This is a genomic window from Colwellia sp. SU-HH00943, from assembly GCF_057546125.1.
In genome coordinates this window covers 126013-138437 of the sequence record NZ_BAAJLW010000005.1, presented here as the reverse complement: position 1 = coordinate 138437, position 12425 = coordinate 126013, and the positions used below count along the sequence as shown (strand labels likewise).

At 37.4% G+C, this 12425-nt stretch carries 11 protein-coding genes; 6 read left to right on the top strand and 5 right to left on the bottom strand.

The genetic code is table 11. From position 1 onward, the window contains the following. Positions 1–7 precede the first annotated feature (7 nt). The 6 genes from AC27GZ_RS14585 to AC27GZ_RS14560 are packed head-to-tail and all read left to right on the top strand — an operon-like array spanning position 8 to position 5691. Positions 8–1192, top strand: a complete 1185-nt coding sequence (locus AC27GZ_RS14585; protein ID WP_487096090.1) for an N-acetyl sugar amidotransferase — start codon at positions 8–10, stop codon at positions 1190–1192. Further along, positions 1189–1818, top strand: a complete 630-nt coding sequence (hisH, locus tag AC27GZ_RS14580) for an imidazole glycerol phosphate synthase subunit HisH (protein ID WP_487096089.1) — start codon at positions 1189–1191, stop codon at positions 1816–1818. Before AC27GZ_RS14585 ends, hisH begins: the two co-directional genes overlap by 4 nt. Further along, entirely contained in the window at positions 1818–2579 is a 762-nt protein-coding gene (gene hisF / locus AC27GZ_RS14575) for an imidazole glycerol phosphate synthase subunit HisF (RefSeq protein WP_487096087.1), read from the top strand. Before hisH ends, hisF begins: the two co-directional genes overlap by 1 nt. A 2-nt stretch (positions 2580–2581) precedes the next feature. Next, complete coding sequence (locus tag AC27GZ_RS14570; protein WP_487096085.1) at positions 2582–3667, top strand: hypothetical protein; 1086 nt, start codon at positions 2582–2584, stop codon at positions 3665–3667. A gap of 5 nt (positions 3668–3672) precedes the next feature. Continuing rightward, positions 3673–5091, top strand: a complete 1419-nt coding sequence (locus AC27GZ_RS14565) for a DUF4910 domain-containing protein (protein WP_487096181.1) — start codon at positions 3673–3675, stop codon at positions 5089–5091. A gap of 24 nt (positions 5092–5115) precedes the next feature. Continuing rightward, positions 5116–5691 (top strand): GNAT family N-acetyltransferase, encoded by a 576-nt coding sequence (locus AC27GZ_RS14560; protein WP_487096084.1) that lies wholly within the window; start codon positions 5116–5118, stop codon positions 5689–5691. Here AC27GZ_RS14560 and AC27GZ_RS14555 read toward each other — a convergent pair. The 5 genes from AC27GZ_RS14555 to fliD all read right to left on the bottom strand — a co-directional run bounded on the left by AC27GZ_RS14555 (position 5675) and on the right by fliD (position 12298). After that, positions 5675–7798, bottom strand: a complete 2124-nt coding sequence (locus AC27GZ_RS14555; protein WP_487096083.1) for a GSCFA domain-containing protein — start codon at positions 7796–7798, stop codon at positions 5675–5677. The genes AC27GZ_RS14560 and AC27GZ_RS14555 overlap by 17 nt on opposite strands. A 75-nt stretch (positions 7799–7873) precedes the next feature. Then, positions 7874–10033 (bottom strand): motility associated factor glycosyltransferase family protein, encoded by a 2160-nt coding sequence (locus tag AC27GZ_RS14550; protein ID WP_487096082.1) that lies wholly within the window; start codon positions 10031–10033, stop codon positions 7874–7876. Positions 10034–10102: 69 nt separating this feature from the next. Then, positions 10103–10441: a hypothetical protein gene (locus tag AC27GZ_RS14545; protein ID WP_487096081.1), complete on the bottom strand. Its 339-nt coding sequence runs from the start codon at positions 10439–10441 to the stop codon at positions 10103–10105. A 25-nt stretch (positions 10442–10466) separates the two neighbouring features. Beyond that, positions 10467–10892 (bottom strand): flagellar export chaperone FliS, encoded by a 426-nt coding sequence (gene fliS / locus AC27GZ_RS14540; RefSeq protein WP_487096079.1) that lies wholly within the window; start codon positions 10890–10892, stop codon positions 10467–10469. Between the two features lie 38 nt (positions 10893–10930). After that, positions 10931–12298: a flagellar filament capping protein FliD gene (gene fliD / locus AC27GZ_RS14535; protein ID WP_487096077.1), complete on the bottom strand. Its 1368-nt coding sequence runs from the start codon at positions 12296–12298 to the stop codon at positions 10931–10933. Between the last annotated feature and the right edge of the window lie 127 nt (positions 12299–12425).

Genomic DNA, 12425 nt, shown 5'->3' with positions numbered 1-12425 from the left:
AAGCATTATGCAAAAATGTACCGCCTGCAACTTACCTGAAACCTATGAAACCATTGAGTTTGATGAACATGGTGTCTGTAATATTTGTCGACAAAAAGTTTATAAAGACGAACAAATAGATTGGAAAAGACGCGCCGAAATGTTGGCAACCGTGATAGAAAAACATCGTGGAAAGTACGAGTATGACTGTATTCTGCCATTTTCTGGCGGTAAAGATTCCACCTACACACTATGGTATTTAGTTAAACACTTCAATATTCGCCCACTGGTTGTACAATTTAACCATGGTTTTATGCGTGACACCTTATTAGAAAATAACCGTCGAACCTTCAAAAAACTTGGGGTTGATGTTATTTCTTTTACTCCAAACTGGAAGTTAGTTAAGCGTTTAATGCTTGAAACCTTAATCCGAAAAGGGGACTTTTGTTGGCATTGCCATACGGGTATTTTTGCTTATCCTATGCACATTGCGCTGAAGTACCAAGTGCCGCTTATTTTTTGGGGTGAGCCTTCATCAGAATATACTGCTTATTATAATTATGAAGATGATGAAGTAGAACAAGTTGATGAAACCCGCTTTAACCGTTTTATCAATTTAGGGATCACCGCAGAAGATATGTATTCGATGATCAAAGATGATTATCAATGCGATCCTCGTGAACTTATTCCATATACATACCCCAAATTGAGAGACTTGAAAAAACTTAAATATCAGTCAGTGTGTCTAGGCTCATATATTCCTTGGGACGTTAAAGCCAATACTAAAATTATTCAAGATGAATTAGGCTGGCAAGGTGACCAAGTAGAAGGCATGCCGTGGGACGAATACTCTTATGAAAAAATAGAGTGCTCCATGCAAGGTATGCGTGATTACATTAAATACCTAAAACGAGGTTATAGCCGAGTAAGCCAAATGACAGCACTAGACTTACGTAATGGTAGAATCGCTAAAGAATACGCTGATAAACTCATTGCCGATTACGAAGGTAGAAAGCCCCCCTCGTTAACCTTATTTTTAGAGTACTTAGGCATTAGTGAAGATCAATTTAATCAGATTGTCGCCAAGACCGTTGTTCCACCATTCAAACCTGATTTCGACGGTATGGAATACGCGCCTAAAACTAGCGATTTCGATCGTTGGTATCGAGAAGATCCTCAAGACAGAGGCATAATAGCGAAGAACTCAGTGTGATAGGTATTCTTAATATTGGTTTAGGCAATGTTCAGTCGGTTTATAATGCCATTTATGAAAATGGCTACGACCCTGTTTTTGTTGATTCTCCAGAGGCACTGGACGAATTAACGCATTTTATATTACCCGGTGTCGGTAACTTTCATGCGGTGATGAACCGTATGCAGCAACTTGGTTTTGTTGAGGCTATACAAGCTTTAATTGCACGTGGTACACCCACTTTGGGGATCTGCTTAGGCATGCAACTATTAGCAACTCAAGGTGAAGAAGGCGGTATGACGAATGGTTTTAATGCCATAAAAGCTAACGTGAAGAAAATGTCCTCTGTGTCTAGTGGTAATACAAGGATACGAGTTCCACACGTTGGCTGGAATGAGGTCAAATTTAGCCAAGCCCACCCAATTTTTGACGAGATAAAAGATAGCCGTGATTTCTACTTTGTACATAGTTATCACATGGTGTGCGAGCATAGCAATAATGTTATTGCCACAACAGATTACGGTGAAGATTTCGTTTGTGTTGCAGCACACAAGAACGTTGTCGGTGTGCAATTTCATCCAGAAAAAAGCCAAAAAAACGGCATGCAGTTACTAGAAAATTTTTGTGAATGGGACGGTGAATTCTGATGTTAAAGAAACGCATTATTCCCATCATGATGTTACTTGATGAGCACCTAGTGAAAACCAGCCAATTCGATACTTGGCGAAATGTTGGCGACCCAGTCAAAAGTGCCAGTGTTTATAACTCACAATATACTGACGAATTAGTGCTACTCAACATTAGCCGCGAAAACAGAAGTCTTGACCAACTAGCCACTTTAATTCCACAAATAGCAGAAGTGAGTTTTATGCCTTTGTCTGTGGGTGGTGGTATTAACAGTTTAGAAGATGCCGCTTATTTAATTAATCAAGGCGCGGATAAAATAATCATTAACTCTAGCGCTTATCAAAACCCACAACTTATTAGCCAAATAGCCAATAAATTTGGTCAACAAGCTGTGATTGTTAGTATTGATGCTAACACTTTAGACACAGGTGAACACATACTGTATTCACATTGTGGAAAGCAGCAAGAAAGCGTGACATTAGCTGAGCATATAGCAACTTGCCAACAAGCAGGCGCAGGTGAATTTATGATCCAGTCAATTGCTCACGATGGCATGATGGCAGGTTTTAATTTACCCTTATTAAAACAAGTGATGCAACTTGCTGATGCGCCAGTAATAGGTTGTAGTGGCTCAGGTGATTACCAACATCTTAGAGAAGCATTTGTCGAAACCGATGTTAGCGCTCTAGGTTGCGGTAGTTTATTTAACTTTTCTGATAGTAATCCAATACGCGCTAAAAATTATTTAACCAACTATGATCTTCCATTTAAAAAGGTCTAGCTATGTCAAACTCAACTTATCCAGACAATAACACTTTCAACTTTGCATCATTAACTCATATCGTGTTAATTGGCGGCGGTGATTTAATGGCTCAAAGCGCCAGAATTTTTCACAACGCTGGCTTTATTGTCAGCATTATTGCCGCTGCTCGTCATATCAATGAACAGCTTGTTTTATCTGATAAAACCTTAGCGCAAGCCTGTGATGAGTTGTCATTATGCCAGCATGCAGTTGATGATTTTAACCAGTTGAATGTCGATGAATTAAAAGCACTAATACCAGAAAACGCAATGGCGATCTGCTACGGGCCAGCTTGGGTTTTCAGTGAGCAAATCATTAATCAATTTCACTTTGGTATGTTTAATATTAATGCTATCCCTATTCCCCATTATTTAGGGGGTGCACACTATACTTGGCAACTTCTGAATAACAACCTTGAGGGCGGCTGCTTTTTCCAACAAATTACCAAACACCTTGACCAAGGTGATATTTTTGCCAAACATGAGTTTAGTATTAACCCGCGTGCCAATACGCCCCATGATTACTTTGTCGAAAACATTAAACAAGGCTGTAATTTTATTGAAGCGTTAGCCACGATGTTTAAAGAAGGAGAGGAATTTACTCCCACACCTTACGCTCCGTTAAATGATGACAGACTATATCTGCCTCGATTACGAACAGATAAGCAGGGTTATATCAATTGGCAATGGAGCGCAACAGACGTTATTAGCTTTTGTCAGGGATTTGATAGCCCTTATATTGGCGCCGCCAGTTTTATCGCTGATACAATGCTTCGTTTCAAAAAAGCAAAACTAATTACATTAACGGATCTTGCTGGTAATGAAATACCACCAATGCATCCTTTTTGCGCTGGGCTAATTATTCGCAAAGTAATCAAAAATAAACAAGCTCAGTTGGTAGTTGCAGCAATAGATGGTTTTATTGAGTTAGGCGAAGTACTTAACGAGCAAGGACAATGTGTCAAGCAGCAGCTAAAAGAAGGTATGCGTTTTCATACACCACAAAAAGTACTGGATGATGCACTCGCTTATCAAGTGGTCATTGATGGCCAAGGTTTTAAGGATTAATCGTGATGACGGTACTTGCCTTAGTCAAAAAACTCTTTCCTTTTAGTTACTCGATTACCGGTAAAGGTAATGATGATGCTATTGAGCAATACTTAACTGAGTTAGATTTCACTGTTCATGAATATGCGTCAGGTCAAAGTTTAAATGGTTGGTTTATACCCCATGCTTGGCGGGTTAATAAAGCGGCTATTTATCACAACGAACAACTCATTTATGATGCCCAATTATCACCCCTTGGTGTAGCAAGCTTGTCGCCAAGTTTCTCGGGGGAATTATCATTACAGGCGTTAAATACCCACTTAGCAAGTGATGAAGCACTACCTAGTGCAGTATTGTATCAATGGCAAAATTTATATCGTCCCAAAGAGATGGACTGGGGTATTTCTATCCCTCACCAACAAAGAGAAAAGTTAGCCGATGTAAATTATCATGTTGAAATAGAAACAGAGTTAACGCCTAGTACCATGAAAGTATTAGATTACTTATTAGCAGGCGAGCAATCCGAAACCATTGTTATAAATGGCCATAACTGTCATCCCTTTCAAGCAAATGATGATATATCTGGTTGCGCCGTTGCTATTCGGGTTATCCAAGCCTTACAAGCACAATCAAAGATTAAAAAACTCAAATACAGTTATCGTGTAGTCATTGCGCCTGAGCTTCATGGACCAATGTTCTGGTTACACGAAATGAGCCAAACTGAACAAGCACAACTTAAAGGCTGTATTTTACTTAAGTCTGTCGGTAATGATGCTCCAATGCGTTTACAGAGAAGTTACTTGGGGGATCAAGCGTTAGATAAAGCGGCGCAAGCTGCTTTTAGCAAACAATATGGAAAGTTTGAGCAAGGTGCATTTCGCAGTATTTACGGTAATGATGAAACAGTGTTTGAAGCACCGCCTTATAATATTCCAACCATCTCATTAACCCGTTGGCCGTTTAGTGAATATCATAGTGACTTAGACACACCTGACACCTTATCAGAACAACAACTACAAGATTGCGTTGATTTAGTGTTAAATATTATTGATTGTTATGAAGCTGAATCACTTTTAAGTTGCTCAAAGAAAAGCAACTCAGATAAATGTACTGAAGTAATACCAAAGATAAGTAATGATTTAGTAAAAGAAGAGCATGAAAATAATGAGTTTAATCAACACTATAAAATAAACTTTCAAGGTTTAGTGTGCTTATCGGCTTATGGTTTATACAAAGCAATTCCACCGGTAAGTAAAACAGGCGTCGATTATAATTCATTGCATGGTCGTTGGAATAAGCTAATGAATTGCTTGCCACGAGATATTGATGATAATTTAACTGTGCATCAGTTAGCAGAAAAATACCAATTACCTGCTCAAGAAGTTCATGACTACATACAAGAGTGGCTTGAGCATAAGCTGTTAATTAGTGATAAATCATATTAGGTAAGGTTAAGTAAAGGTAATGTCATGACTACAGTGAAAGTTTCTAGCCAACAAATCCCATTAGTTTATCTACAAAGCATTACTGAGCAAGATGCCAGTGATGAATACGTTCAGTGGCTTAATGATCCCATGATCAATCAATACCTAGAAACCCGCTTTTATCCGCAAGATTTAAACGCGGTGGTGGAATTTATTCGTAGCATGATAGCCAACCCCAACGAACATTTATTTACTATTCGATTATCAGAAAATGATAAGCACATTGGCAATATTAAAATTGGCGGCATCAATGGACATCATAATATTGGTGATGTGAGTTTATTTATTGGCGATAAAAATGCCTGGGGAAAAGGCATTGCCAGCCAAGCAATTCAATTGATTTCTCGTTTTAGTTTTGAGCAATTAAAATTACGTAAACTTTGCGCTGGCGCATATCAAGCCAATGTTGGCAGCACTAAGGCCTTTTTAAAATCTGGTTATATAAATGATGGTGTGCTTGCTGACCATTATACTGATAATGGCCAGCCTTGTGATTTAGTGCAGGTTTGTATGTTTGATCATCAACAAGCATCACTGCCGGAAATCATGATTCAGAATTAGATTCACTAACAAAAATTTCCTTAAACATATTAACCACTTTCGCTACTGTTGATGATTTTACATGGCGAGTATCACTTTCCCAAGCATCGACTGTACACTCAGTAACAAGCTCATAACTTGGTAAATAGTACATATCTTTATTTGACGCTACCAACTGATCTGCAGCAACTCTTAACACCGCTTTAGAATGACAGTTAGCGCTAATAATGTGCTGTTCGCCTGCTCTTCCTGTCGCCAAGAACGGGATAGGTGAAACACTAATAATAAGCTTAAAGTTAGGGTTATGCTGTTTAATAATATCGAAAAAGCGTTGGATATTAGCAACGTTTTCTTCAACAGTAAGCGTTTTATGCTTCACCAAATGATACATATTATCTCTGGGGTTTCTTGACATAACAGTACCATCCGCTAACTGCCAACATTCATTTAGACCCAAGGTAACAACAAACACTTCACATTGAAGAAAAGCTTGTTTAACCGCATCTATGTGTTGCTCGTAATCAGCTAAGTAGGCCTCTTGAGAATTAAAGGCAACATTTTCACGATAAGGATCTAAAAAATGACCCGTTTCAGATTTGATCAATAATTTATTAAAAGGTCTGACATTAAACGCTTTTTCAGCTAATTGGCAAAAGCTAGGCGTATTAAACAAAATACCGTAATTCGCACAAAATTTTGCAATTTCATCGCCCGGTGTATAGCCATCAACCTGCATGCCAGAGTATGGATTATCATTTCGCTCAGTGATCACATAGTTGTAACCTTCCTGTTGAAAGTACTTCGCTATTTCAAAAGCAAAACAACTGCCTGCAGAGCCAATAGCTGTGTTCATATCCATAATAGGATGTTTTTTAGCGAACGGTAGCATATCGAACTTAGATTGTGGGTACTTCTCATGATCAGGGTTTGGCCAAAAAACAGCATTGGGGTTAGGTTTACCCCCTAAAGCATAACGCCCCATGCTATCTATAAAGTTAGCTTCATACTTAGCGATATCTGACAAGGCCTCTAACCAATTGCTGTCCATCACTTTTTCTGGAGATAACTGCTTAATTATGATGTCTTTAACATGCGTTAATAACTTAAAAACTGAATTACATTCACTTAAACTAGGGTCCGTTTTTTTAAGGTGGTTACTTAGTGCCACTGCCGTTGATAAGTTATTAATAATATTGGCTAATAAATATTCAACATGTTCGAAGTTCTCAACATCATACCCTAGACCAATTTCAATATGTTCTTTCAATTCAGGTACATCTAAGGTAATTTTTTTACTAATTTCAGTGAAGTCTCTAAAGTCTTGGCAATCATAAATAGGGAAAAAATATTCTTCAACAACCTGTTTCCAATGTATTTCGCTTGGAACAATACAAAAGTTTAGCGCATATCGTGGTACACCGACTTTTGGCGGAATAGCTCTATGAGCTAACTGATTAGGATTAAAAATTAAAGTATCGCCGGTATTCGCTTTGATGCCATTAGGCTGAAAGTTAATATTAAAATGCTGACACAAAGGTTCAATATCAATATTACGCTCATGCACTTGATTAAAAATATAACCAACCTCTTTTAACGCCAGTGTTGTTGGTTGATCAAGATAACCCGTATCACTTCCATGTTCTTCATAACCATTCAAATAAGTGATGAGTTTTAGATGCTTGGCTGGTCCACCATCACAATGCCACTTAGTTGAATACCAGTCTTCTTCGTCATCAATTTGTACCTTATTGATTGACCACCAAAAAATGCAATACTCACTGTCAAAATATGAACGTAAATGATCATCTATTTCTTCAGAAAACACTAAAGGTAATAACGCCTCTAACACTGACGGGTGTTGAATGCCTTTTTCATCATTTTCAAACTCAGCAATTAATGATTGGCAAAGCTCTTCAGGGATATGATTTCTAAGCACATGAATATGCTCATTTTTTAACGGTGTAGCGACCGATGTACGCTGGTAGGCTGATTTTGCTCGCTCGGTAATCTCATGATAACCATGTTGGTGTTCAAAAAACTTAAACACTTCCTTATGTGCATTAGCCATCAATTGGTAGTTTTGATCACCTAAGGATAATTCTTCGCGCTTTAACTCGGTAACTGACATTGCTTATTCCCCTATCGGAATGGTCCTTTTCCTTATAAACAAGCAATAGCTATACCAAGACTTTATATTAAAGGTTTAATCATTCCACCAATCTGAAGTAGTAATATGAGGGACTAAATAATTTTCCCGATAATACGTTGGCGCTTCTTTAAAGAAGTTTTGATAATGCTGTTTAGCTAAATTGAAATCTGCAACAGCAACACTTTCCTCTCGCGCTTCATAAAGAATTCTCATTAACATAGCTTGATAATGTAAAAGGGTTCCATCAAGCAACAATGAAAAATGTGTATATTCGCCGGTTTCTAACTTGGCTGCGGCCCTTGATTGTTCTCTAATCATAGTAACACCCTCAGCTATATCACTGATATCTTTATCAATAATTTCACTTAAGTGTTGACATATTTCTTCAAACTTCTTGCAATCTACTTTGTCAATCACACGTTGATAAAGAGCATTATCTTCATCAAACCAGGCGGATTGGTTATAAGCATCATCCACTAATTGTTTTTTATCAATATCCTGTTTATGGCTTAAATCAATAGTTTTAGCTGGCTGAGCATTTACTATTTTTGCACCGTCACTTAAGTTGGTACAACGAATATCAGATCGAGATAAGAGTAGTTTTTCAATCATGGCGCGTGACATGTTGAAAAAATCATTACACACAAATTCGCCACCAAAGTTCCCTTCAATACGATTTTGTGAGTCTTCTGTTAAGTATAAAGAAAGATCTTCCCCTTTTTGATCGTAATAAATACTCTTAGAGCTATGATGCTGTCCACCTTGTTTATGCCCTAAATCAACACCAAAAAGATAAAATTCTCGATAGCCCAAAAAGTAGCCCATCGCCATTGCAGTATTAGATACGGTTGGGTTGATATAAACCGTTGGCTCAAACAAGTCTTTGCCAACTATATCATTGACTATAATATCCGTTGATGGCTCTCTTGATTTGGGACACATAATTGCCCGATCAAACAACTTAAACGTTTCAGGGTGTACAGTCGAAGGAGCTAACAGCATATGGGTTCGCACAAAGTCAGCATGACCATAGTCTTTCACTTTAGCAGCCACAGGCAAGGTACGCTCTTGCTCACAATGAAAGTCCACTTTGATACCATAATTAATCAAAGCACTTAATGCAGATCCACAACTGATCACTATCGCTTTATCTTGATATTCTTTTACCAAAGCAATGGTTTGATCTAATGATGGGCCATTACCCACTACAAAAACCGGAATATCTTTTAACGCGTCATTAAATTGTGCTGACTTTTTCAATAATGGAATATGACTTTTTAAATTGCATAATGTATGAGATAGCGACATTACCCCATCATCAAAGAAGCCCCAGCCTTGTATCATTTCATAGAAACGACTTTTATAAATTCCGAGTAGCTCTTCAATAAGTGGCGATTGGTAGTGCACATAACCAAAGGTTTTTACTACATCATAGCGGCCGTTTTGATAGGTTTGATACAATAAGTCATCAAAAAAGTCGTGATCTTTGACCCCGATAGATAAGTGTAAATTACATTTTTGGCTATTTAGTCGTTCAAATATATATCGCCAATTTGCGGTATAAAGTGAAGCATAGAAAAGATCCAATTCTGGCTCTATAACATACAGGTTATTTATCGTATGTTGATTGATTAACAGTTCGATATGATAGCCAACGCCAGCACCAAAAACGACTAAAGAGCCGATAGTTTCAGGTAAACCTTTATTAGGAGAGTTTTCTTGCTCTACTCGATGAGTTAATATTTTTATCACTTCATTTAAATGTGTTGAATGAAGGAAGTTACCTTTATTTTCTTCATTCATTTCAAAAGTAGAGTGTGTTGATTGTGGTGCTTGTTGATATTGAGTCAACTGAGCTGTAGCCATCAAATAAGCTGGATATGTGTAGATGTGCTGTTGGATTTCTTCATCAAAAATATTAGCAAAACCATCAACAATTTCGATGAAATAACGACTAGGCTGATAATCTTTTACCACATGGTAAATGTCTGGAAAATACTCTTCAAAAGCCGCTAAATTCTCATCAAATTGCGCCAGTAATATTTCTTCATTACAGGCCAATAAAGACATAGTATCAGCGATAGCTTGTAAATCTTCTTCTGTTTTGGAGGAGTGTGTCTGGCCTTTTAGTTTTTGCTCAACGGCTTGTGCTTTTTCTTCTAATAAACGAATTTTTTCTACGAGCTCTGCTTGAGTGGGAATTTGCTTAGACAAAATGAGTAACCTTTGTGAGAAGATCTATAACAATATTAAAACTATAACCTTTCGTTGATGTTTTGAAAACTAACGATAATTAGCTTGATATTGTTTTAAAGCATATTTTGTTTTTGATTGCTTCACCCCACGCTGCAATATAACTGACTTTTCTTCGTTAAGCTTTTTAATCGCTGCTTCGTCATTTTGTAGAATCCATGACATTAATTCGATATAACTGGCTACAGAGGGAGAATCTTTATGTTCAGGTAAATAAGACTGAATAACCTTATCAAGAGAAATTAATAACTCATGCCTTTTTGCAAGCGCTTGTTGGCAAGATTCAATTTCATCATCAAAAGTAAATTGAGCAGCAGACAAGGTCAGCTGCTTAATTTCACTGATTTGCTGCTCTATGGTATCAGTCATAAGAAATTATCAACAAGAGTACGTATTAAGCTTGTTGCTCTTTTTCTCTTAATAATTGATGACCTTCACTTTTATCAGCTTCAGACATTTCTGCCCAAGCATCGCGTAAAGGTTTCAATAAAGTGATAACTTCATCTAAAATAGCCACGTTTAATGTTGCACTAGCATTCATTAAACGATCAGCACAATACTCATATAAAGCATCAAAATTAGCTGAAATTTCAGGTTGAGAGTCATTATCTAATGAAGTTCGTAGTGAATTAATAATATTAACCGCTTTGGTTATTTTTTCGGCTTTCACCGTAAAGTCTTTACGCTCAATCGCACCTTTAGCAAAAGCAATACTTTCGAGGGCACCATTAAATAACATAAGAATAATGGTATGCGGCTCTGCAGCCAATAAGCTACTTTCGCGATTTACATTTTGATAGGTTTTTAAATTACTTCTCATTGGATTCACCTTAATAAATTTTAGTGATCACTACACCGTTAATCATCTTTACTCGAACCAGTAATATTAGTTAATGTAGACGTAACATAATCAAGGGTGGCATTATAACCAGCCAATGTTGCATCAAGTGCAGTAAAACGCTTTCTTAATGTCTCTTCATAGTCACGTAACCTAGCTTCTAGGTCTATCCATTCCTGATCTATGTCAGAGATTTGCTCATTTAAACTTGTTTCTCTGGTCGTTAATACACCAGTAGAATTAGTATAGGTATCAATGAACGCTGTCATTTGAGTCGCTATACCATTAGTTGAAGCAAATATCTCGCCAACTTGATCTAAGTTGTTTTGTAAAGCGTCACTCAAACGCTCTTCACCGCTCGGTAATGAACTATCACTAAAGCTAGAGATTTCTAGCTGACCTTCTTTATTGAGGTCTATGCCTATTTTACTTAACGAGTCTAAATCGCCAGTTACCCCAGCAACACTGTTAATAACAATATCAGTAAGCTTTTGTTTAACTTGACGCAAGTTAGGATCAAACGCTAAACGCCCTAACTCAGGAGCTCCTAGGCCAGTAATGTTGTACATCACATCATTAAAGCCATCAACAAATTCATTGATAAGCTCAGTAGCATTTTCTTCATCTTGAGCGATAGATAAAACAGCCGGAGTACCAATGTTCACCTTTTCAGCAGTAATGGTGACATCTTCAATCACATTCTTAAATTCATTGGTGTCATTGGTGATGGTATTGTTATCAACACTAATAATGGCATTAGTGGCGGCTTGCTCGGTGAGATTATTTGTAGATATTTTATCTAATGAGGCATCTGAAGTTGTTACCGTCAAATTATTGGCTAAGCCAGTAATCGTAGAGCTATAAACTAAATATGAGCCCGTATCACTGTTGATAATATTTGCTGTCACGCCAAAATTTTCAGACTCTGCGTTAATTTTATCGCGAATAGCTGATAAATCATCGGCAGCATCAATAGCAACATCAAAGGTATTACTACCAGCAGTTAGTGTTAAAGTACCTGAGCCAACGGTATCAGCTGAGCTGGTAAATGAGTCAGACTTTAATCGACTGCCCTGTGCTAATTGCTGTACTTCTACTGAAAAATTACCGTTACTGGCAAAGCCATTGGTGGTAACACTGATATCTTCTGTGGAAACATCGATAGTTTGCTGGTTGAAAGCATCTTCAGCAGCAAGCTTTTCAAGGGTAGTATTGAATGTTGACAGGACTGATTTAAAACTACCAATACCAGACAACTCTAACGTTAACCTTTCTTCCTTTTCTTGAAGTCGAATTTCAGTTGGAATAGCTTCGGCATCAATAAATGCGGTTACTATACCTTCTAAATCTAACCCTGAGCCGATGCCCAGCGAGGTAATGTTAGCCATAATAACTCCAAAAAAGCTGACTATTTGTATTAGATAGTATTAGTTAATCTTAATACTATACTATCTCTTATCAAAATATATGCCAAAAACATGCTTTTAACCAATTAAAATCAAAAAGGCGACTAAT